The 21,713-nt window shown below is 67.5% G+C and carries 25 protein-coding genes and 1 pseudogene; 5 read left to right on the forward strand and 21 right to left on the reverse strand.

Annotation, left to right across the window (positions count from 1 at the left end):
- Position 1 precedes the first annotated feature (1 nt).
- The 4 genes from frr to rpsB all read right to left on the reverse strand — a co-directional run bounded on the left by frr (position 2) and on the right by rpsB (position 3,300).
- Entirely contained in the window at positions 2-556 is a 555-nt protein-coding gene (gene frr, locus RS85_RS14960; RefSeq protein WP_046014277.1) for a ribosome recycling factor, read from the reverse strand.
- Between the two features lie 68 nt (positions 557-624).
- Positions 625-1,341, reverse strand: coding sequence for a UMP kinase (pyrH, locus tag RS85_RS14965; RefSeq protein ID WP_046014278.1), 717 nt, complete (start codon positions 1,339-1,341; stop codon positions 625-627).
- Positions 1,342-1,433: 92 nt separating this feature from the next.
- Positions 1,434-2,261, reverse strand: a complete 828-nt coding sequence (gene tsf, locus RS85_RS14970) for a translation elongation factor Ts (protein ID WP_046014279.1) — start codon at positions 2,259-2,261, stop codon at positions 1,434-1,436.
- A 43-nt stretch (positions 2,262-2,304) separates the two neighbouring features.
- Positions 2,305-3,300, reverse strand: a complete 996-nt coding sequence (gene rpsB / locus RS85_RS14975; RefSeq protein WP_046014280.1) for a 30S ribosomal protein S2 — start codon at positions 3,298-3,300, stop codon at positions 2,305-2,307.
- Between the two features lie 323 nt (positions 3,301-3,623).
- Between rpsB and RS85_RS14980 the strand changes: the two genes are divergently transcribed.
- Entirely contained in the window at positions 3,624-4,148 is a 525-nt protein-coding gene (locus RS85_RS14980) for a murein hydrolase activator EnvC family protein (protein WP_052703595.1), read from the forward strand.
- Positions 4,149-4,173: 25 nt separating this feature from the next.
- On the opposite strand, the gene RS85_RS14985 is transcribed toward RS85_RS14980, so the two are convergent.
- The 10 genes and pseudogenes from RS85_RS14985 to RS85_RS15025 form a co-directional block, all read right to left on the reverse strand.
- Positions 4,174-5,076, reverse strand: a complete 903-nt coding sequence (locus tag RS85_RS14985; RefSeq protein WP_046014281.1) for a tyrosine-type recombinase/integrase — start codon at positions 5,074-5,076, stop codon at positions 4,174-4,176.
- A gap of 80 nt (positions 5,077-5,156) precedes the next feature.
- Positions 5,157-6,356, reverse strand: a complete 1,200-nt coding sequence (gene dprA / locus RS85_RS14990; protein ID WP_082087652.1) for a DNA-processing protein DprA — start codon at positions 6,354-6,356, stop codon at positions 5,157-5,159.
- Positions 6,353-7,882, reverse strand: coding sequence for a YifB family Mg chelatase-like AAA ATPase (locus tag RS85_RS14995; protein ID WP_046014283.1), 1,530 nt, complete (start codon positions 7,880-7,882; stop codon positions 6,353-6,355). Before RS85_RS14995 ends, dprA begins: the two co-directional genes overlap by 4 nt.
- Positions 7,879-8,241 carry a YraN family protein gene (locus tag RS85_RS15000; protein WP_046014284.1) on the reverse strand — a complete coding sequence of 121 codons (363 nt, stop codon included), beginning with the start codon at positions 8,239-8,241 and terminating at the stop codon, positions 7,879-7,881. Before RS85_RS15000 ends, RS85_RS14995 begins: the two co-directional genes overlap by 4 nt.
- Before the next feature lie 110 nt (positions 8,242-8,351).
- On the reverse strand, positions 8,352-8,678 hold the full coding sequence (locus tag RS85_RS15005) for a DUF2469 family protein (protein ID WP_017830719.1): 327 nt from the start codon (positions 8,676-8,678) through the stop codon (positions 8,352-8,354).
- Positions 8,679-8,743: 65 nt separating this feature from the next.
- Positions 8,744-9,403 (reverse strand): ribonuclease HII, encoded by a 660-nt coding sequence (locus RS85_RS15010; RefSeq protein ID WP_046014285.1) that lies wholly within the window; start codon positions 9,401-9,403, stop codon positions 8,744-8,746.
- A complete protein-coding gene (lepB, locus tag RS85_RS15015; RefSeq protein ID WP_046014286.1) occupies positions 9,400-10,137 on the reverse strand; it encodes a signal peptidase I in 738 nt (245 codons plus the stop codon). The genes RS85_RS15010 and lepB overlap by 4 nt, the downstream gene beginning before the upstream one ends.
- Positions 10,138-10,507: 370 nt before the next feature.
- Positions 10,508-10,768 (reverse strand): annotated as a pseudogene (locus RS85_RS20250) (PKD domain-containing protein); the annotation flags it as partial.
- 967 nt (positions 10,769-11,735) lie between these two features.
- Positions 11,736-12,083: a 50S ribosomal protein L19 gene (gene rplS / locus RS85_RS15020; RefSeq protein ID WP_046014510.1), complete on the reverse strand. Its 348-nt coding sequence runs from the start codon at positions 12,081-12,083 to the stop codon at positions 11,736-11,738.
- Positions 12,084-12,251: 168 nt separating this feature from the next.
- Entirely contained in the window at positions 12,252-12,740 is a 489-nt protein-coding gene (locus RS85_RS15025) for a hypothetical protein (protein ID WP_046014287.1), read from the reverse strand.
- A gap of 108 nt (positions 12,741-12,848) precedes the next feature.
- Here RS85_RS15025 and map point away from each other — a divergent pair, with 108 nt between their 5' ends.
- Complete coding sequence (gene map, locus RS85_RS15030; protein ID WP_046014288.1) at positions 12,849-13,631, forward strand: type I methionyl aminopeptidase; 783 nt, start codon at positions 12,849-12,851, stop codon at positions 13,629-13,631.
- A gap of 9 nt (positions 13,632-13,640) precedes the next feature.
- On the opposite strand, the gene RS85_RS15035 is transcribed toward map, so the two are convergent.
- Together RS85_RS15035 and RS85_RS19100 are read right to left on the reverse strand one after the other, a co-directional pair.
- The gene (locus RS85_RS15035) at positions 13,641-14,087 is read right to left on the reverse strand and encodes a pyrimidine dimer DNA glycosylase/endonuclease V (RefSeq protein ID WP_046014289.1); all 447 of its coding nucleotides are present in this window, start codon (positions 14,085-14,087) and stop codon (positions 13,641-13,643) included.
- Positions 14,084-14,821, reverse strand: a complete 738-nt coding sequence (locus RS85_RS19100; RefSeq protein WP_052703596.1) for a class I SAM-dependent methyltransferase — start codon at positions 14,819-14,821, stop codon at positions 14,084-14,086. The genes RS85_RS15035 and RS85_RS19100 overlap by 4 nt, the downstream gene beginning before the upstream one ends.
- A 69-nt stretch (positions 14,822-14,890) precedes the next feature.
- Here RS85_RS19100 and RS85_RS15045 point away from each other — a divergent pair, with 69 nt between their 5' ends.
- Complete coding sequence (locus tag RS85_RS15045) at positions 14,891-15,484, forward strand: histidine phosphatase family protein (RefSeq protein WP_235282455.1); 594 nt, start codon at positions 14,891-14,893, stop codon at positions 15,482-15,484.
- Positions 15,485-15,501: 17 nt separating this feature from the next.
- On the opposite strand, the gene trmD is transcribed toward RS85_RS15045, so the two are convergent.
- From trmD to rpsP, 4 genes are read right to left on the reverse strand one after another with little or no spacing between them, the layout of a single operon-like run.
- On the reverse strand, positions 15,502-16,215 hold the full coding sequence (trmD, locus tag RS85_RS15050) for a tRNA (guanosine(37)-N1)-methyltransferase TrmD (protein ID WP_046014291.1): 714 nt from the start codon (positions 16,213-16,215) through the stop codon (positions 15,502-15,504).
- A gap of 19 nt (positions 16,216-16,234) precedes the next feature.
- Positions 16,235-16,855, reverse strand: coding sequence for a ribosome maturation factor RimM (rimM, locus tag RS85_RS15055; protein WP_046014292.1), 621 nt, complete (start codon positions 16,853-16,855; stop codon positions 16,235-16,237).
- A complete protein-coding gene (locus RS85_RS15060) occupies positions 16,839-17,069 on the reverse strand; it encodes an RNA-binding protein (RefSeq protein WP_017830729.1) in 231 nt (76 codons plus the stop codon). The genes rimM and RS85_RS15060 overlap by 17 nt, the downstream gene beginning before the upstream one ends.
- A 6-nt stretch (positions 17,070-17,075) precedes the next feature.
- Positions 17,076-17,510 (reverse strand): 30S ribosomal protein S16, encoded by a 435-nt coding sequence (rpsP, locus tag RS85_RS15065; protein WP_046014293.1) that lies wholly within the window; start codon positions 17,508-17,510, stop codon positions 17,076-17,078.
- 206 nt (positions 17,511-17,716) lie between these two features.
- Here rpsP and RS85_RS15070 point away from each other — a divergent pair, with 206 nt between their 5' ends.
- Positions 17,717-18,868, forward strand: coding sequence for a glutamate--cysteine ligase (locus RS85_RS15070; RefSeq protein ID WP_046014512.1), 1,152 nt, complete (start codon positions 17,717-17,719; stop codon positions 18,866-18,868).
- Positions 18,869-18,871: 3 nt separating this feature from the next.
- Here the strand turns inward: RS85_RS15070 and RS85_RS15075 are convergent, their stop codons facing one another.
- Complete coding sequence (locus tag RS85_RS15075; RefSeq protein WP_046014294.1) at positions 18,872-19,843, reverse strand: sugar-binding transcriptional regulator; 972 nt, start codon at positions 19,841-19,843, stop codon at positions 18,872-18,874.
- A gap of 102 nt (positions 19,844-19,945) precedes the next feature.
- On the opposite strand from RS85_RS15075, the gene RS85_RS15080 reads away from it, so the two are divergent.
- Positions 19,946-21,655: a glycerol-3-phosphate dehydrogenase/oxidase gene (locus RS85_RS15080; RefSeq protein ID WP_046014295.1), complete on the forward strand. Its 1,710-nt coding sequence runs from the start codon at positions 19,946-19,948 to the stop codon at positions 21,653-21,655.
- Positions 21,656-21,713 lie beyond the last annotated feature (58 nt).

Genomic DNA, 21,713 nt, shown 5'->3' on the forward strand with positions numbered 1-21,713 from the left:
CCTACACCTCGAGGAGTTCGGCCTCTTTGCGCTTGAGAGCGTCATCGATGAGGTCGACGTGCTGACGGGTCAGAGCGTCGAGCTCCTTCTCGGCCCGCCCGAGCTCGTCCTCGCCGATGTCGCTCTTGAGCGCGTCGAGCTCGTCCTTCGCCTTGCGTCGGATGCCGCGCACGTGGACCTTGGCGTCCTCGGCCTTCGACTTGACGAGCTTCACGTACTCCTTGCGCCGATCGGCGGTGAGCTCGGGCATGGTCACGCGCACGAGATTGCCGTCGTTGGTCGGGTTCGCACCGAGGTTCGGCATGTCGCGCACTGCCTGCTCGATCGCTTTCAGAGCCGACTTGTCGTACGGCGTGATGATGAGCGTGCGAGCCTCCTGATTGGCCAGCGAGGCGAGCTGCGCCAACGGGGTCGGTGTGCCGTAGTAGTCCACGAGCAGCTTCTGGAACAGCTGGGGGTTCGCACGGCCGGTGCGCACCGTGGAGAAGTCCTCCTTGGCGGCCTCGACCGCCCGTGACATGCGAGAGGTGGTTTCTGCGAGGACATCCGCGATCACGGTGACTCCTATCGTCGGGGTGTTCTGAAAATTCTATCGGGCGAAGGCCTGTTCACCCGCAGCTGCGCTCACGCGGTGACGAGTGTTCCGATGGGCTCGCCCAGAAGCGCGCGCGTGACGTTGCCGGCGGGCTCCATGCCGAACACTCGCATGTCCATGTTGTTGTCCATGCAGAGGCTGAAAGCGGTCGAGTCCACGACCTTGAGACCCCGCTGCAGCGCGTCACGGTAGGTGACCCGTTCGATGCGCTCGGCGTCTGCATGCTTTTTGGGATCGGCGGTGTAGATCGCGTCGACGCCGTTCTTGGCGACGAGCACTTCCTGCGCGCCGATCTCGAGTGCGCGCTGCGCGGCCACCGTGTCGGTGGAGAAGTACGGGAGGCCGGCTCCCGCGCCGAAGATCACGACGCGGCCCTTCTCGAGATGACGCTCGGCGCGTCGCGGGATGTACGGCTCGGCGACCTGCGTCATCGAGATGGCCGACTGCACCCGCGTCGCGGCGCCGGCCTGCTCGAGGAAGTCCTGCAGAGCCAGAGCGTTCATGACGGTCCCCAGCATGCCCATGTAGTCGGCACGGCCTCGGTCCATCCCGCGCTGGCTGAGCTCGGCACCCCGGAAGAAGTTGCCTCCACCCACCACGATCGCGACCTCGACCCGGTCGACGGCCGCAGCGATGTCTCGTGCGATCTGAGACACCACATCGGGGCTCACACCCAGCTGACCGGCTCCGAATGCCTCGCCGGAGAGCTTGAGAAGGACGCGTCGGCGTCCGGTGCGTTCAGTCATGTGGGGGTGTCCTCTCGTCCCGATTCAAGATAGTGCCTCGTGGGCACGAAGAAGGGGTTCGGATCTCGATGATCCGAACCCCTTCGACAGTGTTACGCGCCGACCTTGAAGCGCGCGAAGTCCGTCACGGTGATGCCCGCGTCCTTCGCCACCTGGGCGACGGAGAGCTTGTTGTCCTTGGCGTAGTCCTGCTCGAGCAGGGCGACCTGCTTGATGAACGCGGACACGCGGCCCTCGACGATCTTGGGCAGAGCCGCTTCGGGCTTGCCCTCGTTGCGAGAGATCACGGTGACGATCTCACGCTCCTTCTCGACCGCGTCCGTCGGAACGTCCTCGCGAGCGAGGTACGACGGGTTGGCGAACGAGATGTGCTGAGCGATGCTGCGCGCGGTCTCCGCGTCGTCACCCGAGTAGGCGACGACGACGCCGATCTGCGGCGGCAGGTCCTTGCTGGTGCGGTGCAGGTAGACCTCGACCTTGTCGCCCGAGATCGTGCGCACGCGGCGCAGCTCGACCTTCTCGCCGATGATCGCTGCCTCTTCCGAGATCAGCTGATCGACGGTCTGCGATCCGGCCGTGGCGGCAAGAGCGGACTCGACGGAGTCGGCCTTGACCGCTGCGACAGCATCTGCGACCTTGTCGGCCAGCGTGATGAAGCGCTCGTTCTTGGCGACGAAGTCGGTCTCGCAGGCGAGCTCGATGAGCGTCACCGCGCCCTCCTGCTCACGAGCGACGATGAGGCCCTCGCTGGTGGAACGGTCGGCACGCTTCGCGTTGCCCTTCGCACCCTTGAGCCGAAGGATCTCGGTGGCCTTCTCGACGTCTCCGTCAGCCTCCTCGAGCGCCTTCTTGGTGTCGACCATGCCGGTGCCGAGCTGCTCGCGCAGCGCCTTGAGGTCCGCGATGGTGAAGTTGGCCATGTGTGGTGGCTCCTTGCTTCGTCAGTGATGTGTGTACGAGGGATTACTTGGCGTCTGCAGCCTCGGCGTCGGCGACCTCAGCGGTCTCCTCAGCGGAAGCGTCAGCAACGGTCTCGTCCTTCGCCTCGGCGCCGGCCTCGTCAGCAGCGGTCTCGTCGGCAGCAGCCTCGTTGACAGCAGTCTCGTCGGCAGCCGGGCTCTCGACGACAGCTGCCTCATCGGCAGCCGTCTCGGTCTCGGCGGCGTCAGCGGACTCCGCGACGACGGGAGCCTCGGCGGCGTCGGCCGGGGTCTCGAGAAGCTCCTTCTCCCACTCGGCCAGCGGCTCGGCGTCACCCGACTCGGGGTTGTGCTTCTGCTGCAGGCCCTCGGCGGCGGCGTCGGCGATGATGCGCGTCAGCAGCGAGACGGAGCGGATCGCGTCGTCGTTGCCGGGGATCGGGTACTGGAAGTCATCCGGGTCGGCGTTCGTGTCGAGGATGCCGATCACGGGAATGCCGAGCTTCTTGGCCTCATCGATCGCGAGGTGCTCACGCTTGGCGTCGACGACCCAGATGGCCGACGGCGTCTTGGTGAGGTTGCGGATTCCGCCGAGCGACTTGTGCAGCTTGTCGAGCTCGCGCTTCTTGAGCAGGAGCTCCTTCTTCGTGAAGCCGCTGTTCGCCGGAACCTCGTAGTCGAGCTCCTCGAGCTCCTTCATACGGGCGAGACGCTTGGAGATCGTCTGGAAGTTGGTGAGCAGTCCGCCGAGCCAGCGCTGGTTCACGAAGGGCTGGCCGACGCGCGTGGCCTGCTCGGCGAGGATCTCCTGCGCCTGCTTCTTGGTGCCGACGAAGAGGATCGTGCCACCGTGGGCGACGGTCTCCTTGACGAAGTCGTAAGCCTTGTCGATGTACCCCAGCGACTGCTGAAGGTCGATGATGTGGATGCCGCTGCGCTCGGTGAGGATGAAGCGCTTGACCTTCGGGTTCCACCGACGGGTCTGGTGTCCGAAGTGCACGCCGCTGTCGAGCAGCTGGCGGATGGTGACCACAGCCATGGTCGTCTCCTGGTTCTGGCGCGGTTCTGCGCCGTTGAGGTTGTCTGCCGATCTTCTGATCGGACTTCCTGGCGCCCGGCGCACACCCGCCCGCTCGTGGAGTGGGACCTGTGGGAGTGGATGCCGCGACCTCTGTCTCTGCAGACGGCGGTCGCTGTGGGCACGCGTAGTCACCCCGATATCGAGGTGCTCGTCCAGCATACAGGATGCCGACGCCCCGACTCGCGCTGCACTCCGCGTGATCCCGCCGGATTCTCCCCGGTCGGCGTAGCGGCGGATACGGCGGCGCGCGGCGCTGCCTCGGCGACGAGGAGGATACGGTCATGCGCACTTCCACGCGACTCATCAGCGCGGTCATCCTCGCGATCGTCCTCGTAGTGACGGCCTCTGCGGAGACGTCTGCTGTACAGGGGGCGACCCCCACGGAGCAGCCCCGCTGGCTTTGGCCCGTCGATGGTGCCCGGCAGGTCGTCGCACCGTTCCGGGCACCCGCGCACAAGTACGGGGCGGGGCATCGTGGCGTAGATCTCGCTGCAGCCTCCGGCGCGGTGGTCCGCGCTCCTGCCGAGGGGGTGGTGGCGTTCCGCGGCGTGGTGGTCGACCGACCACTGATGACGATCGAGCATGCGGGTGGCCTGGTGTCCACGTTCGAGCCGCTGCTGTCGACGCTGTCGCCGGGCGACGTCGTGGACGCCGGGGACGAGATCGGGGTGGTCGGAACCGGAGGACACGCCGCGCCCGGTTCGGTGCACCTCGGGGTGCGCCTCGACGGCGAGTACATCAACCCCATGCTGCTGTTCGGAGATGTCCCCCGCGCGGTGCTCCTGCCGTGCTGCGGCCCGATATGAGCCATCGCACCGTCCGGCCGAGGTATCAGGCGCGCGGGTGGGCCAGTCGGTAGGTGGCGGTCAGGCGCTCCGCGGACACGTGCGTGTAGATCTGCGTCGTTCCGAGGCTGGCGTGACCGAGAATCTCCTGCACGGCACGGAGGTCCGCGCCGCCGTCGAGGAGATGGGTGGCCGCGGTGTGGCGTAGGGCATGCGGACCGACGGTCTCCGCCCCGACGATCGGCGCCAGGACGCGCGCGACGAGCGTGTAGACCGTGCGGGGCCCGACGCGTGCACCGCGGGCGCCGAGGAAGACGGCAGGTGTGACCGCGGAGCCCCGCGCGACCAGCGCCGGGCGAGCCCGTGTCAGATAGGCGCCGAGGGCATCGCGCGCGGGGGCACCGAACGGCACGACACGTTCTTTCGAACCTTTCCCGAGAACGCGCGCCGTGCCGCGGTCGAGGTCGAGCTCGTCGACGTCGAGTCCGCAGAGCTCCGAGACCCGGATGCCGGATCCGTAGAGCAGTTCGAGGATCGCATGGTCGCGCAAGGCAATGGGGTCCCCCACGGTGGCAGCGGTTCGGTGAGCGTCGAGCAGCGTCGACATCGCGTCGCGCGAGGCCACGGTCGGCAGTGTCCGGGCCTTCTTCGGCGCGATGAGTCGGAGGCTGGGGTCGTGCGCGATGAGCGCCTGCTCATGCGCCCAGCTGAAGAAGGAGCGTGCTGCTGCTGCACGGCGCGCCAGCGTGGTCCGCGCGTCACCGCGCTGGGTGGCGTGCCAGAGCCAGTCGCGCAGAACCTCGAGGTCGACGGCCTCGAGGGAGGTCGGCCCTGCGGACGCTCCGAGGTCACGAAGGTCGGAGCGGTAGGCCCGGACGGTCGCGGGAGAGAGCCGACGCACCCGTTCGAGATGCGCGGCGAACTCCTCGACAGCGACCGCGAGCTCCATGGCTCCAGCTTGCCCGTGACCACCGGGGGACTCACGCAGCCACTCCGACGGGGCGCGAGTACACCTTCGCTTCCCCGGTGTCAGTCGCGTTGCGCGGGTAGACGCCGCCAGCCTCTGTCGTCTCGGCGAACCTCCCCCTCGAGGTCGAGGAGCCCCAGACGCGCCCGGACCTGGTCGGGTGCCAGGCCGGTGCGGCGAGCGAGTTCCTCGACCGATGCGTGGGAACGCGAGCTCATCGCGTCGAGGAGACGCACGCGCTCCGGGTCGACGGTTGTCCGGAGACTCGAGGACGGAACGCTCATTCCCCACAGCTCGCGCACCTCTGCGGCCGACGTGACGCACAATGCGTCGTACTCACGCAGCAGCCGATGGCAGCCGGCGGACGCCGCCGATGTCACCGGGCCAGGCACCGCGCCGAGCGGTCTGCCCAGGGCTGCCGCGTGGCCTGCCGTATTGAGCGACCCGCTGCGCCAGCCGGCCTCGATCACCACGGTGGCGTGACCGAGCGCCGCGATGAGGCGGTTGCGCGCGAGAAACCGCCATTTGGTCGGCGCCGCACCGCACGGCGGCTCGCTCACGACGGCTCCCGCTTCGGCGATCTGCCGGATCAGCTGCTGATGCCCCGCAGGGTAAGAGCGATCCACGCCGCCGGCGAGGAACGCGATGGTGGCTCCGTCCACGCCGAGCGCGGCCCGATGAGCTGCGCCGTCGATGCCGTACGCGCCGCCCGAGACGATGACAGTGCCAGTCGCGGCGAGGTCTCCGGCAATCTCGGCCGCGACGTGCTCGCCATAGCCGCTGGACGCTCTGGCCCCGACCAGCGACACTCGCGGCTCGGCGACGAGCAGCTCTGTCCGGCCGCGCACCCAGAGCGCACTGGGTGCGTTCGCTGCGAGGTCGTCGAGTGCCACCGGCCAATGCGCATCACCGGGAGTGACCAACCGCGCGTCGATGTCGTTCGCGTGGCATAAGGCATCTCGAACGGCTCGCAGCTCAGCTCGAGGTCGCCAGCGCTTGCGCGCCTCCGTGAGAGCTCGCCGTGCAGCGCCGGCATCCCCGCTCATCGCTGAAGCCAACGGCCTCGCTGGAAGGTCGCCGAGCGCGAAGTCCAGAGCGTCGGCTGCTCCGAGCTCACGGAGCAGTGTTCCTGCGACCGCGTCGCCTGGTTCGGCGATGACCGTCCAGGCAGCCCTGGCGACGGCATCCGCGATGTCGTCCTCGTGCCTCAGCCGCCGTGCCGCCGAAACGGTCTCAGCATCGGCGAGAAGCGCATCCATCATGGTGTCATTCCTCTCTTCAGGTGCAGGGCTCGACCGACCTCGTCGATTCCGGGCCTCTCGATCTCGGCGAGGTCGGCCATGGTCCACGCGAGCCGAAGCACACGGTCGTACCCGCGGAGTGTGAGCGCTCCTCGTTCGAGCGCCCGATCGAGGGGTGCGCGGACCGGCGCCGCGAGACGCAGGGCTCCCTGTCGCAGCCAGGTTCCCGGAACGTCGGAATTGCGTCGCCACGGAGTGCTCCGCCATCGCTCTGCAGCGTGGTCGCGAGCTGCCGTCACCCGCGCCAGCGCGTGAGCGGTCGTCACCTCCGCGCGCCCGCCCGACGTCGCTCGTGACGCGGACACCCTCGAGACCGGCAGATCGATGTCGACACGATCTCGCAGCGGCCCGGAGAGTCGGGTGGCGTACCGTCGGATCGCTGCCGGTGGACACACGCACTCCGCGCCACGCAGACCGTAGTTGCCGCACGGGCAGGGATTCATCGCCAGCAGAAGTTGAAACCGAGCGGGAAATCGTGCGGTGAAGCCCGTTCGGCTCACCTCGATCATGCCTGCCTCGAGCGGCTGGCGCAGCGCGTCGAGAGCGACTCGCGAGAACTCCGCCGCTTCGTCGAGAAACAGCACGCCGCAATGCGCGCGTGCGATCGCGCCGGGCCGGGCGACGCGCGACCCCCCGCCCACCAGTGCTGCCACCGAGGCGCTGTGATGCGGTGCTTCCAGGGGAGGCGTCGACTCGAGCGCGGTCACAGGTTCGCCGCACAGCGAACGGATCGACGCGACTTCCAGCGATTCCTGCTCGCTCAGTGGCGGAAGGATACCCGGGAGTCGGCGGGCCAGCATCGTCTTTCCCGCGCCCGGTGGACCGCTCAGCAGGAGGTGGTGGCCTCCCGCCGCCGCGACGATGAGCGCTTCGACGGCGTCCTCCTGACCGACCACGTCGGCGAGGTCGGAGCACTCCTCGTCCCGCGCCGCTGCGACTGCGGTGCATACCGCCTCGACATCGGGCACCTCGACGTCTGCTCCGTGCCAGACGGCGACCTCGGCGAGCGATGCCGCCGCGCGCACCTCGACACCGGGGACCAGCCGCGCCTCTGCCTCGTTCCCCCGCGGGACGATCACCCGACTGAAGCCCGCCCTGGCGGCCGAGAAGACCGCCGGAAGCACGCCGGGAACGGGACGAAGACGCCCGTCGAGACCCAGCTCGCCGATGTGAACAGTGTCCGCGATCGAGCGGCGCTGGATCGACCCGCCGGCGGCGAGCGTGGAGACGGCGATGCCGAGATCGAATCCGGCCCCCTGCTTGGGAAGGCTCGCCGGCGAGAGATTCACCGTGAGACGACGGCGCGGAAGGTCGAGCCCGGCGTTCTTGCAGGCATTGTGCACGCGCTGGACCGCTTCGCCGAGGGATTTGTCCGGGAGGCCGATGATCTTGAACTCCGGAGTCTGATTCGAGAGATCGGCCTCGACCTCGACCATGTGCCCGTCGACGCCGGTGAGTGCGACCGCCCAGGTGCGAGCGGTGCTCATGAGATGTCGACCAGGTGCTCGAGCAGCCCCACTGCCGGATCCGCACCGATGATGCCGATCGCCTCGATGCGCACATCGAGGCCGCGCGCGAGATCCGGGTGCCCTGCCCTCCATGCGAAGGCGAGCGTCCAGAGTCGACGACGCTTCCTCTCGTCGATCGCTTCGAACGGATGCCCGAATGCGGCCGAGCGCCGAGTCTTCACCTCGATCACCGAGAGATGGACGCCGTGCGCGGCGACGATGTCGATCTCGCCCTGGGGACACCGCCAATTCCTGTCCAGCACGGTGTAGCCGTGTGCCGTCAGGTGCTGAGCCGCGCGCTCCTCACCGGCCTTGCCGAGTTCATCCTTCGCTGCCATCCCCACAGCATGCGCCCGAGTTCGGACCGATGAGCATCGCGATCAGCTCGTTCCGCGGAAGCTCGGAGAACGGCTCAGAAGTGCCTACCTGTGGAGGGAAGGTCCCGCAGTCACTCCCCGTCGAGCGAGAGTTCCTGCGGCAGCTCGAACTCGCGGCGCTGCAGCTCCTCGACGTTGACATCCTTGAACGTCAGCACACGGACGGCCTTGACGAAGCGGTCGGCGCGGTAGATGTCCCACACCCACACGTCGGTCATCGAGATCTCGAAGTAGAAATCGTGCTCGGTGTCGCGGCGGACGACATTGACCTCGTTCGCCAGATAGAACCGGCGCTCGGTCTCGACCACGTACTGGAACTGGGACACGACGTCCCGGTATTCACGGAACAGAGCCAGCTCGAGCTCGCGGTCGTAATCGTCGAAGGCTTCCTCATCCATGATGTGTCCATCCTAGAGTCGCTCGACGCACGACGCGGCATCCGCGATCGAGAACCGCCCGCCGATCAGAACAGCGTGGGAGCGTCGCTGATGGCCCACGACGATCGGTGGAAGGGCGACAGCCCGACCGTGCGGATGGCCTCGCGATGCTCGAGACTCGCGTACCCCTTGTTGCGATCCCACTGATAGTCGCGATGGCTCTCGTGGAGTTCGGCCATCAGGCCGTCGCGCGCCACCTTGGCGATGACGGATGCCGCCGACACCGAAGCGCAGTCTCGATCGGCCTTGATGACGGGTCGCACACGCAGCGGAACGGGATGCACGCGCGAGACGTAGTCATGATTGCCGTCCAGCAGGACGAGGGCGTTCTCGACGACGACGCCCTGGTCGACCACGGCCTGGACGGCGCGAGATGCGGCTAGCCCGAGAGCGCGCATGATCCCGCCCTCGTCGATCTCCGCCGCGGTCGCCCACCCGACCGCAGAGGCCTGAACCCACGCCGCCGCGCGCGCCGCGACATCAGGTCTGCGCTTCTCGGTCACGAGCTTGGAGTCGCGAAGGCCCTCGGGGACCCTCCGGCGCGCCCCTGCGGCATCCATCACGGCGGCGCCGACAGCGACCGGACCGGCCAGCGCTCCGCGACCGACCTCGTCGAGGGAGATGATCAGCTCGCACTCGCCCAGGAGCCTGCGCTCCAAGGTGAGCTTCGGCGTGGCGACGGTCATTCCGGATCCGGAACCCCGTTGAAGATCTCGTGGTGGCCGTCGATGGCTCCCATTCGATCGAGCGGCCATGTGGTGAGGAAGGCTCTTCCGACGATGTTCGCGAGCGGGACGAATCCTCCGCTGGGCAACTCCTGGTGCGCCCGCGAGTCCCTCGAACGATCGCGATTGTCGCCGAGCAACCAGACCGACGCCTCGGGAACCACGACGTCGAACGGCTCGTTCGACGCCGCCGTGTCGCCGTCGGGGAGGTTGAGGTAGCCGAGCTCATCGATCGGCGCACCGTTGATGGTGATCTGTCCGAGCGCGTTGCAGCAGACGACCCGGTCCCCAGCGACGCCGATAACCCGCTTGACGAGGTGGTCCTGAGAATCCGTCGCCGAGATCCCGACGAAGTTCAGCACCCAGTCGACCGCCTCGATGAGAGGCGGCTGCGGGGGCGTCTGCGACTGCGCGTCCAGCCAGCCGCCCGGATCCTTGAAGACCACGACGTCACCACGCTCGTAACCGGTCCACCGCGGCGTGAGCTCGTCCACGAGGATCCGATCGTTGACGAGGAGCGTGCGCTCCATCGAGGCGGAGGGGATGTAGAACGATCGCACGACGAAGGACTTCACGACGAACGAGACCAGCGCGGCGATCAGAATGATGACAAGGACGTCGCGGAGGAAGACGAGGAACCCTCTGCGGCGCCTGGACGCGGACGCGGGCGCGGGCGCGGACGGGGATTCGGTCATCAGGTTCCTTCGCAATCTTGCACCGCAGAGATCGCGGACCCCTCAAGGTTCGCACATCCGTGCCCCATCGGAGCACAACACGACACGAGGAAGTGCGCGCTGCGGCGGCGCGTTCGGGAACAGCGATGACGGGTCCCGGATCGTCCGGGTCCGCGGTCAAGGGCGCACGCTGCGCCTGTACCTGCGGCGAACGAGCAAGGCCATCCCGACCGACTGCACGGCTGCACCCGTCACCGCAGTGGTGATGAGATCCGCGCCTCCCGTCCAGCGCTCCCCTGCCTCCACGGCCGCGGTCCTGCGCGTCACCGACGCTCACGCCGTTTCCGGATGCCGGACCGGCGGTGACGGAGAGCGTGTCGACCAGCGGGGTCGAGGCTGCTCCGTCCACGTCGATCGCCGTGAAGCTGAGCGAATAGGCTCCAGCGACCTCGTACGTGTGCGTGAGTCGAACATCAGCCGAACCGCGCACGGTCTCGATCTCGGAGCCATCACCCCAGTCCACGCGGAACTCGAAGCCGGCCGACGCGTCGGCCGGAGAGGGGTCCGCTGCGCTCAGACCGATGGTGACAACCTCTCCGGCGACGGCGGACGACGGCGGGTCGCTCACCACGCGTGGCGCAGCGTTCGTCACCGAGAGATCGCCGAGACATCGGATGCCGGAGCGGCGTCGAAGCGCGCTGTGACGCTACCGACGAACGGGCCGTCGTCGACTCCGAGCGCTACGAGCTGCTGCCATGAGAGGGTCACGTCTGCTCCTGCAGCATCGCTGAAATCACCATCACCATCGAGATCCCATGCGACGGGGTCTCGGCTCACCGCCTGCAGACGCAGACGAAGACTTTTGCGTGCCCGTTTCCGATGTTGTGGCCGAACTCGTGGGCGATCGCTACGTTGCGCGGACCGTCGAACGGCTGGTTGACCAGGAACCACCCGCCCGAGTTCGCGGTGTTGTTCCCACTCCACGACCCCGTGCCGGACCCGCCGCTGCACCCGCCGACGTTGAGACGAACAGGTGGCGGCGTGGCCCGCCGGACCATCCGGACTCGGTCTGGGCCGCCCTCCGGCGGCTGCCGCCGTCGTCGTAGTCGCACGGTCCGATGTCTGTCGCGCCGTCATCGTCGACGTCGAGGAAGACGACCGATTCCAGACGGATGTCGATCTTGCCCTCGCTCTGCTCGAACCAGTACGCGCGAAGGGTTTCGATCTGACTCTCCACCTAAGCCTGCAGCTGATCACGCGTAGCGGTGACCGGCTGCTCATCTCCGATTCCGACCACCACGACGATCGGATGGTCCGCGGGCGAGCCAGGTTCGGCTGCGGCGCCGGGAAAGCTCCAACGAGCAGTGTGGCCACCATGGCGCCGGTCACGGCGAGGGATGCTCCGATTCGGGATCCGAGAATCCGGAACCCACTGTGCGGGCGCTGTGCATCGTCATTCACGTGATCCGACCACTCTCTTCAGGGAAGCGAGAAGCGCGGGGGGCCACTTCGCCCGGATCTGGGACACGGGCGACAGAACCCCTAGCAGCCCGTCCACCGAGGTGACGAAAAGGACCACCTTCCATGTCGGAAGGTGGTCCTTGAAGAGTTGCTGCGACTCAGCGGTCGCGCTTCTCCTTGATCTTCGCCTTCTTGCCACGGAGCTGGCGGAGGTAGTAGAGCTTCGCGCGCCGCACGTCACCGCGGGTGACGACCTCGATGTGGTCGATCACCGGCGAGTGCACCGGGAAGGTGCGCTCGACGCCCACCTGGAAGCTGATCTTGCGGACGCAGAAGGTCTCACGCACGCCGTCGCCCTGGCGGCCGATGACGACGCCCTGGAAGACCTGGATACGGGAGCGGTTGCCCTCGGTGATGTTCACGTGAACCTTCACGTTGTCACCGGGGTTGAAGTCGGGGATGTCGGAGCGGAGTGATGCCGCGTCGACAGCGTCGAGGATCTGCATGATCGTCTCTCTCTGCACTCGCCACAGGTCGGATGCATGTTTTCGGAAGGAACAAGAAAGGGATGTGCCGTACGGCGCTGACGCGTCCGCGGACTCCCCTGTGGCAGAGCCGGTCACGGCACAAAGGATCATTCTGCCACGGATGCCGCCCGCGGCCAAAACGCCGCGTCAGTCGCGGTTCTCGGTCTCCCGGAGCACGATGACCTCGTGCGCGCGAGTCGGCGGAGCCTGCTCATCCGGCGCAGGGATGGTCGACCACGAGATGGTCTCGCGCAAACGGGTTCCGCTGCCCTTCGCCTCGTTCCACAGCTGCCAGAGCTGCAGCCAGAAGAGTGCGATCCCGACGACGATCGCAGCCGTCAACAACCATCCGAATGCGCCGTCGATGAAGAACCCGACAGCGATGGTGAGGCCGTGCCACAGTGTGAAGCCCGCCACGTCCCACCAGGAAACGGCTCGCTCGATCCGCACCGACGGACGCGATCGCGTCAGAAGCGTGAGGAGCAGCTGCCCGATCAAGACGGAGGGGATTGCGATGAACAGCACCCAGAGGATGGACCAGCCGCCCTGGAAGACGCCCCATCCGACCAGCAGCCACAGGGGCAGCACGAACGCGGCCGGCAAGAGCCAGCGGAAGAAGGCCTGACGCAACCACATGCTCAGATCGTACGTCGCCCGCGCGGCGCTCGCCCCGGTGTTCGCTGTCAGCGCGCGAGGACCGGGGTCATCCCATCAGGGAGAATGGAGAAGACGAGAGGACACCCGATGATCGAACTGCGCACCCCTGCCGAGATCGACGAGATGCGCGCTGCCGGACGTTTCGTCGCCGAGACCCTGGCGACACTCCGAGATGAGACGAAGGTCGGGACGAACCTGCTCTCGATCGACCGCCGGGCGCATGACCTGATCCGCAAGGCCGGCGCCGAGTCCTGCTACATCGACTACCACCCGTCCTTCGGCGCGAGCCCCTTCGGGAAGGTCATCTGCACCTCGGTCAACGATGCCGTCCTGCACGGTCTCCCCTTCGACCACACCCTGCGCGACGGCGACCTCGTGACCCTCGACTTCGCGGTTGCCGTCGACGGCTGGGTCGCCGACTCCGCTGTGTCGTTCGTCGTCGGGACTCCGCGCGATGAAGACCTCCGCCTCATCGACACCACCGAGCGCGCGCTGGACGCCGCGATCGCCGCGTCGGTCGTGGGGAACCGCATCGGCGACATCTCGGCGGCCGTCGCCGAGATCGCACACGGCGAGGGCTACTCGATCAACACCGACTTCGGCGGCCACGGCGTCGGCCGCACGATGCACGGCGACCCTCATGTTCCCAACGACGGTCGCGCGGGACGAGGATTCCCGCTGCGTTCCGGACTCGTCCTCGCGCTTGAGCCCTGGCTGCTGGCGACGACGGACGAGCTGGTCACCGACCCCGACGGCTGGACGCTGCGGAGCGTCGACGGCTCGCGCGGCGCGCACTCGGAGCACACGATCGCCATCACCGAGAACGGCCCGATAATCCTGACCGATCGTTCGTTCCTCGGCGTCGGCTGACGGGCGCGCTCATGAGGGCGACGGTGTGCGCTCCCAGGAGGCGATCGGCCCGTCGACCACTGCGAACAGCGGGTGAGGAGCGGGGACGGCCACACCGCTCCATCGTCGCCACACCTCGGGGCTGCGTTCGGTGAGCTTGACGCGCAGGTGCTCCCACTCCAGCGCGAGCTGCCCGGTCGTCACCGAGAGCCGTTCGATCGGCACCGCGCCGACCCGGTCGATGCGCGAGCGATCGAACCGATAGCCGCGCACGTCCGCCTCGTCGGCGAGCACCGCGAGATAGGCGCCGATCTGGTCGACCGGCGACGTCGCGGCGCGGAAACGCTCGAGCTGCGGGTGCGCCCGGTACCCTCGAGTCCGCTCCGCCAAGACCGCCTGCGCGAGCAGTGCCTCACGCCAGCCTGCGACCAGCCCCTGTCGATCCAGATACTGCGGATGCAGCGACCAGATCCTCATGACCGGCGGTAGACGAACACGTCGGTGAGATGCGGCAGTTCGAACTCCGGCAGCCCGCTGGTCTGGGGCGCGGCGTCGAGGACGTCGTCGACGGCCGCGAGCATCTCGTCGCGCCGATCCTGTTCCGCAACGATCACGCTGCTGATCGTCGACCAGCGTCGGACGTAGTGGTCTCGCGTGATGTGCTCCACCCATCGCACCTGCTCCTGTCGCACGAGAGTGAATCCGGGCAACTCCTCAGCGGCGGTGTCAGCCGTGGCATCGGTCTCGCTCACCGCGGGATGCGCGATGCGATGGCAGGCCAGGTCCCAGGCGCACGTCGGGTCCGGGCGGTTCCAGACGAGGCCGAGCGTTCCTCCCGGCACCAGCACACGAGCGATCTCCGCGCAGGCAGAATCGCGATCGAACCAGTGGAAGGCCTGCGCGACGGTCACCGCGTCGACCGAGGAATCCGCCGAGGGAATGCTCTCGGCCGTGCCTCGCCTGGCATCGACACCCGGAAGCGTCCGCTGCAGCACCGACATCATCGGTACGGACGGCTCGACGGCGATGACCCGCTGAGCATGCTTCTGGAGAAGCCGAGTGAACTTGCCCGTGCCGGCGCCGAGGTCGAGCACGGAGTCGACCGGAGACGGAATGATGATCTTCGCAGCCTGCGGCGGGAAGCCGGGACGGTAGCGGTCGTACTCGTCGCCGATGTTCTCGAACGACCGGGCAAGAACTTCGTCGACCATGCTCCGACGCTATCAGCGCAGCCGGGCGGCTCCCCCGCAGATTCGTCGGCGCTGTGCCATCCTGGGTCCATGATTCCGCAGGACCGCCACGTGCCGGAGCGGCTCTTCCTGGCCCGTCACGGCCAGTCGAGTTGGAATCTCGAACACCGGCTCCAGGGTCAGCTCGACTCGCGGCTCACCGCCGACGGCATCGCCCAGGCCAGAGCGATGGCGGAGCATCTGGTCACCTCCGGGGTGACCACGATCTGCACGAGTCCCTTGGGCAGGGCTCGAACGACCGCCGAGATCATCGCCGATCGACTCGGTGCCGACCTCATCGTCGTGCCGGATCTGGCCGAGATCGATCATGGGGATCTGGCCGGGATGACCTGGGACGAGATCGACCAGAACTTCCCCGGGGCCAGAGAGGAGCGTGCCGCCAACCGCTACGGGTGGGTGTTTCCCGGCGGCGAGAGCTATGCCCAGGCCCGTGCCCGTGCGCGCAAAGCGCTCAGCAGCTGCGGCTGGGCATCGACCGGGGCCCCTCTTCTTGTCAGCCACGAGATGATCGGTCGGATGCTGAGGGCTGAACTCCGCGGTCTCGACGCCGCCGCCGCGCTCTCGCTCCGGCATCCGCTGGGCGTCGTCTTCGAGATCGCGGGCGGCGTCGAGCGAATCCTCTGAGTGGATGTCGGGGGGCCTCAGGACTCGGTGTGCTCGTCGGCAGGAAGCAGGTCCGGCCGACGTCGACGGGTCCTCTCGAGCTGTTGCTCGTGGCGCCACGATGCGATCGCGGCGTGATGACCGCTCAGCAGCACGTCGGGCACAGAGCGGTCGCGCCAGACCGCCGGCTTGGTGTAGGAGGGGTATTCGAGCAGACCGTCCTCGTGGCTCTCCTCGACAAGGCTCTCGGGATTGCCGACGACGCCGGGGATCAGGCGGCCGATGGCCTCGATCATGGCCATCGTGGCGACCTCTCCCCCGTTGAGGACGTAGTCGCCGAGGCTGATGAGACGGACCCCGCCGAGGTCGGCGGCGTACTCGAAGACGCGTTCGTCGATGCCCTCGTAGCGGCCGCAGCCGAAGATCAGATGATCACGCGAGGAGAGCTGTCGCGCCGTCGCCTGGGTGAAGACCTCACCGGCAGGCGACGGGAAGATGATGGTCGGCGACTCGCCGCTCGCTGACGCCGTCGCCAGCTCGTCGAGAGCCAACCCCCACGGCTCGGGCTTCATGACCATGCCGGCACCGCCGCCGTAAGGCGTGTCGTCAACGGTGCGGTGACGATCGGATGTCCAGTCCCGCAGATCATGCACGTGCATGTCGAGGATTCCGGCGTCGCGTGCCTTGCCGAGCAGAGAGAGAGTCAGTCCGTCGAAGTACGGCGGGAAGATCGAGAGGACGTCGATGCGCACGGGGTAACCGTATCCGCGGTCACTCGGACGCGTCGGCGTCCGAAGCCTCTTCTGCCGCGGCATCCGGCAGCTCTTCGAAGAGTCCGGGGGGCGGTGTCACGATGACCCTCCCGTTCGCGATGTCGACGGTCGGCACAATCGCCGACACGAATGGCACCATGATCTCGGTCACGCTCCCCGAGCCTGCAGGGTTGACGATGAGGAGATCCTGCGCCGGGAAGTGCTCGACGCGCGCGACGCGGCCGATGACCGTTCCGTCGCGGACCACGTCCAGTCCGACGAGCTGGTGGTCGAACCACGCGTCGTCCTCGACCTCGTCCTCGTCGTGATCGATCCAGAGGATCGCCTTGACCAGGGTCTCGGCGCCCTCGCGGTCGTCGACGTCGTCGAAGAACACGACGGGGTTGCCGTTCATGACGCGGTACTCGCGGACGGTGACGTTCTTGCCGTGCCACGGCGATGCCTCGGGCACCTGCAACGTGAAGGCGGCTCCGGGGACGAATCGTCGCTCCGGGTTGTCGGTGTACAGCTCGAGCTTGAGGGCGCCCTTCAGGCCATGGGCCTTGACGAGACGCCCGACGCGCAGCTGATTCTTGCCCTGATTGCGGTCTTTCGGCACCACGTCAGTCGTCCGCGACATCGACGCGCACGCGGCGCCCGTCGGCCAGCGCGCTGACGAGAGTGCGAAGGGCCTTCGCGGTGCGGCCGCCGCGCCCGATCACGCGTCCACGGTCATCGGGGTGCACGCGCACCTCGAGGAGGTCGCCTCGCGGCGACGTGGATTCGTTGATGCGGACATCCTCGGGGTGATCGACGATCCCCTTGACGATGTGTTCGAGCGCGGCGGCGAGCACGGCGAATTACTCTGCGTCGGCGGCGGGAGCCTCAGCGGCCTCCGCGTCGGTCGAAGCGGCGGGAGCCTCAGCGGGAGTCTCCACCTTCTTCTCGACCTTGGGCTTGACGACCGACTTCTTGGACCCGTCGATCTCGAACGGAGCCTTGGGCTCCTTGACCTTGAGCGTGGACTTCGCGTCAGCGTCACCCTTGAACTTGCCCCAGTCGCCCGTGATCTTGAGGATCGCGGCGACCTGCTCGGTCGGCTGCGCGCCGACGGAGAGCCAGTACTGCGCGCGGTCGGAGTCGACCTCGATGAAGGAGGGCTCCTCGGTGGGGTGGTACTTGCCGATCTCCTCGATCACGCGACCGTCGCGCTTGGTCTTCGAGTCGGCGACGACGATGCGGTAGTACGGCGCGCGGATCTTGCCCAGGCGCTTGAGACGAATCTTTACAGCCACGATTCTCCTGAATTGTGTGGAAGGAAGGAACTGATCGCCTGGAGCGTGGGGTGCACACCCGGCGGAAGCTCAATGGGTGGACGACAGCTGGATAGAGGGTCGAGCAGGTCGTCCGACCTTCTATTCTGCCAGATGCCCGCCCCAGGCGCGAAACGCGGGGAAACAGCGCTGATCGTGTCGGGGCGCGTGCATGTCAGACTGTGCTCGTGAAGCTCGAATTCGCCTCTTCAGCCCGCTCCACCGTCGGTATCGAGTGGGAGATCATGCTCGCCGACCCCGTGAGCGGCGACCTCGTCGGTCGTGCCCCGGAACTGCTGGATGCCCTGGAAGCGGAGAGCGAGAGCGAACGACACACGGTGACTGGTGAGCTGCTCACCAACACGATCGAGGTCACGAGCGGGATCGGCGACTCCGTCGCCCACGCGATCGATGACATCGCCAACGCGATCACGGCGGTCCGCACGGCTACCGATCCGGCGGGCATCGAGCTGCTCTCCGCCGGGAGCCACCCGTTCGCGCAGTGGTACGACCAGCAGGTCACCGACAAGACCCGGTACCACAAGCTCATCGAGCGCACGCAGTGGTGGGGCCGGAACATGATGATCTGGGGCATCCACGTGCACATCGGCGTCGAGGACCAGCGGAAGGTCTTCCCGATCATCAATGCCCTTTCCGGCTTCCTCCCCCACCTGCAGTCGCTGTCGGCATCGAGTCCGTACTGGGCCGGCGAACGCACGGGGTACGCCTCGAACCGCGCGCTCGTTTTCCAGCAGCTCCCGACAGCCGGGCTGCCGTGGCCGCTGCGCGAGTGGTCCGAGTACGAGTCGTACCTGGACGACATGGTGCGCACCGGCGTCATGGCGGACGCGACCGAGGTGCGCTGGGACATTCGGCCGGCGCCCCGCTGGGGGACGATCGAGGTACGGGCCTGCGACGGGATGTCGACGCTTCCCGAGCTCGCCGCCGTCACCGCGCTCACCCAGGTGCTCGTCGAGCACTTCTCGCGCCAACTCGACGAAGGACGCTCACTCCCCGAGATGCCGGCGTGGTTCCACCGGGAGAACAAGTGGCGCGCGGCGCGCTACGGCCTCGACGCGCGAGTCATCGTCGACGCGGACGGCACGCAGCGCCCGGTGCGCGAGCACCTCGCCGAGGTTCTCGAGGAGCTCGCGCCAGTCGCCCTCGAACTCGGCTGCCTTCGCGAATTATCCAGCAATGCCACGACACTCGAGAACGGGGCCAGCTACGAGCGGCAGCTCGTCATGGCGAACGCCACGGGCGGCGACCTGGCCGCGGTCGTGCATCACCTGATCCGGGAGTTCCGATCCGGACCGGAGTCATCGACGGAGCAGCCGTAGGCCTCAGTCCTCTACGAGTCGGCGGGCGAGGCCCTCGTCCAGCACGACGTCCGTGATGAGCTCGGCTGCGATCGCTGCTCGCAGGCTGACGAGCTTCGGGATGCCGGAGACCACGCAGACTCGGCGAGGCACGCGTCGAAGCCGATCGAGTCCCGGCCCCGTCGCTCGCGCATTGACTCGGATATCGCGCCAGGTGCCGTCTGCGCGGAAGAACACCGTCGCAACATCGCCGATCGCGTGGTCCTCGCGCAGGCTCCGATAGTCCTCCCGGCCGAGGTATCCGCCGACGTAGACGCGACTCGGAACCTCGGCGGCGGGAGATCCGAGACTGAACACCGCGATGTCCATCTTCGCCTGGAGATCGAGCACGCGACGCGTGCTCCGCTCCCGCCACATCGCCTCACGCGTGGCGGGATCGTCGAAGAAGGCGGGCACCGGGAACTGCTGCACCTGGGCGCCGAAGGCACTCCCGAAGCGCTGCAGGATGTCGCTCGAGTACTCGACACCGCTCGTCTGGGTGTTGCCCGCACCGTTGAGCTGCACGAACGTCGTGTTGTGCGTCTCCTTCTGGGTGAGCCCGCGGCTCACAGCGCTGATCGTCGATCCCCACGCGACGCCGATGATCATGTTGGAGTCGACGAACTGGGACAGCAGTCGTCCCGCGGTCAGCGCGACCCGTTCGAGGCGCTCGACCTCGCTGACGATCTCCGGCATCGGGACCACATGCGCTGCGACGTGGTGCCTGTCGCGGATGCGCTGCTCCAGCATCCCCAGCCGCTCGAGGGGTGAGTTGATGCGGATGTCGACGAGTCCGCTCTCGCGCGCGAAGCTCAGGAGGCGGGAGACGGAGGAACGCGATGTGCGCAGTTCGCGCGCGATGACCTCCATGGTCTTGTCCTGCATGTAGTAGAGCTGCGCCGCGGTGAGCGCCGCGATCAGCTTGGCATCGCGGGATTCTGCGCCGGGACCGGCCATGGCACCCTCCTCCCTCCCGATCCTTGCACATATGTGCAGTGGGGTTGCGCGCGATGGGCGTGGAGGTCGATGCTGGGGGCAAGCAAGGAAGAGAGTTCGAGAATGAACGATTCGGCACACTCATCGGCGGAGCGGACCGAGGTCCGCGAGATCCGCGAATCCGCACGCACCAGCGTCCTCGTCATCGGCGGTGGGATCAATGGGATCTCCGCGTTCCGAGACCTGGCTCTCCAGGGTGTGGACGTGCTCCTCGTCGAACGGGGAGACTTCGCCTCGGGTGCGTCCGCCGCATCGAGCCATATGATCCACGGCGGCATCCGCTATCTGGAGAACGGCGAGTTCCGCCTCGTGCGCGAGTCCGTCCAGGAGCGCAACGGCCTCCTCAAGATCGCTCCGCACTACGTCAAGCCGCTGCAGACGACGATCCCGATCTACTCGACCTTCTCCGGCATCCTCTCGGCACCCCTGCGGTTCCTGACGCACAAGAGCGGAAAGCCGCAGGAACGCGGGGCGTTCCTCATCAAGGTCGGCCTGACGATCTACGACACCTTCTCCCGCGACGGCGGCATGGTCCCGCGCCACCGGTTCCTCGGTCGCAAGAAGTCTCTGACCGAGCTGCCTTCGCTCGACCCGAACATCAAGTACACCGCGACGTACTACGACGCCTCGATGCACGACCCCGAGCGCCTCGCCCTCGACGTCCTCCAGGACGGTCTGGCTGCTCACCCGGGTGCGCGCGCGCTCAACTACGTCGAGGCCATCTCCCGCGACGGCGACAAGGTCGTGCTGCACGATCGTGAGAGCGGCACGGAGTTCTCGATCCAGGCCGACGTGGTCGTCAACGCCTCCGGGCCGTGGACGGACCTCACCAACGACGCCCTGGGCGTAGACAGCCGCTTCATGGGCGGGACCAAGGGCTCGCACATCGTGCTCGACCACCCCGATCTCCTCGAGGCCACGCAGGGGCGCGAGATCTTCTTCGAGCACTTCGACGGCCGCATCGTGCTCATCTACCCGCTCAAGGGACGCGTCCTGGTCGGAACCACCGACATCGACGCCGACCCGAGCGACGTCGCGGTGTGCACCGAGGAGGAGGTCGACTACTTCTTCGAGCTGATCCACCACGTGTTCCCGAAGATCCCGGTCTCGCGCGATCAGATCGTGTACAAGTTCTCCGGCATCCGTCCCCTGCCCCGGCATGAGGACACCGCCCCCGGATTCGTGTCGCGCGACTACCGCGTCGAGGTCGACGACAAGGGCGCGGTGCCGCTCGTGAGCCTGGTCGGCGGCAAGTGGACGACGTTCCGCGCGCTCGGCGAGTCGCTCAGCGACATCGTGCTCGGACTCATCGATCGCACGCGCACGGTCTCGACGGTCGGACGCGCCATCGGCGGCGGTCGCGACTTCCCGCGCACCGAGAAGGCCAAGCGCATCTGGATCCAAGAGAACCTCCCCGGGGCCGGTGACCGCTCCGAGCGTCTCCTCGCTCGCTACGGCACCCGTGCCGCGCAGGTGTGGGAGTACATCGAGCAGGGCGTCGACGCGCCGCTCGCCGGTGGCGACCTCTCGACGCGCGAGCTCGAGTGGATGGTCGACAACGAGATGGTGGCGCGCCTGGAAGACGTGATCCTGCGGCGCACCAGCATCGCTTTCATCGGGAATGCGGATGCCGACGTGCTGCACGAGATCGCCGACGCGCTGGCGCCGCTGCTCGGTTGGGATCGTTCGAGGCAGGATGCTGAACTCGAGCAGACACGTGTGCTCCTGAACGAACGACATGGACTTCACATCTCGTCCCGCACCCGCGGCTGACGAGGACTCCGACCGCCGCCCTCCTCGCGGTGAATCCCCCCACGTGTCAGGGCAGAGG

The organism is Microbacterium sp. SA39 (genome assembly GCF_000967865.1).
GTDB lineage: Bacteria > Actinomycetota > Actinomycetes > Actinomycetales > Microbacteriaceae > Microbacterium.

Coding starts and splice junctions, on each gene's coding strand:
- rplS (WP_046014510.1), bottom strand. CDS start 12,083: ATGCAGATCCTCGACGCTGTCGACGCGGCATCACTCCGCTCCGACATC.
- rpsB (WP_046014280.1), bottom strand. CDS start 3,300: ATGGCTGTGGTCACCATCCGCCAGCTGCTCGACAGCGGCGTGCACTTC.
- RS85_RS14985 (WP_046014281.1), bottom strand. CDS start 5,076: ATGGAGCTCGCGGTCGCTGTCGAGGAGTTCGCCGCGCATCTCGAACGG.
- tsf (WP_046014279.1), bottom strand. CDS start 2,261: ATGGCCAACTTCACCATCGCGGACCTCAAGGCGCTGCGCGAGCAGCTC.
- RS85_RS15080 (WP_046014295.1), top strand. CDS start 19,946: ATGAACGATTCGGCACACTCATCGGCGGAGCGGACCGAGGTCCGCGAG.
- RS85_RS15025 (WP_046014287.1), bottom strand. CDS start 12,740: ATGTGGTTGCGTCAGGCCTTCTTCCGCTGGCTCTTGCCGGCCGCGTTC.
- RS85_RS15010 (WP_046014285.1), bottom strand. CDS start 9,403: ATGACCGTCGCCACGCCGAAGCTCACCTTGGAGCGCAGGCTCCTGGGC.
- RS85_RS15045 (WP_235282455.1), top strand. CDS start 14,891: ATGATTCCGCAGGACCGCCACGTGCCGGAGCGGCTCTTCCTGGCCCGT.
- pyrH (WP_046014278.1), bottom strand. CDS start 1,341: ATGACTGAACGCACCGGACGCCGACGCGTCCTTCTCAAGCTCTCCGGC.
- RS85_RS15075 (WP_046014294.1), bottom strand. CDS start 19,843: ATGGCCGGTCCCGGCGCAGAATCCCGCGATGCCAAGCTGATCGCGGCG.
- RS85_RS15000 (WP_046014284.1), bottom strand. CDS start 8,241: ATGGCAGCGAAGGATGAACTCGGCAAGGCCGGTGAGGAGCGCGCGGCT.
- dprA (WP_082087652.1), bottom strand. CDS start 6,356: ATGATGGATGCGCTTCTCGCCGATGCTGAGACCGTTTCGGCGGCACGG.
- RS85_RS15035 (WP_046014289.1), bottom strand. CDS start 14,087: ATGAGGATCTGGTCGCTGCATCCGCAGTATCTGGATCGACAGGGGCTG.
- RS85_RS14980 (WP_052703595.1), top strand. CDS start 3,624: ATGCGCACTTCCACGCGACTCATCAGCGCGGTCATCCTCGCGATCGTC.
- map (WP_046014288.1), top strand. CDS start 12,849: ATGATCGAACTGCGCACCCCTGCCGAGATCGACGAGATGCGCGCTGCC.
- RS85_RS15005 (WP_017830719.1), bottom strand. CDS start 8,678: ATGGATGAGGAAGCCTTCGACGATTACGACCGCGAGCTCGAGCTGGCT.
- rimM (WP_046014292.1), bottom strand. CDS start 16,855: ATGTCGCGGACGACTGACGTGGTGCCGAAAGACCGCAATCAGGGCAAG.
- RS85_RS14995 (WP_046014283.1), bottom strand. CDS start 7,882: ATGAGCACCGCTCGCACCTGGGCGGTCGCACTCACCGGCGTCGACGGG.
- RS85_RS19100 (WP_052703596.1), bottom strand. CDS start 14,821: ATGGTCGACGAAGTTCTTGCCCGGTCGTTCGAGAACATCGGCGACGAG.
- lepB (WP_046014286.1), bottom strand. CDS start 10,137: ATGACCGAATCCCCGTCCGCGCCCGCGCCCGCGTCCGCGTCCAGGCGC.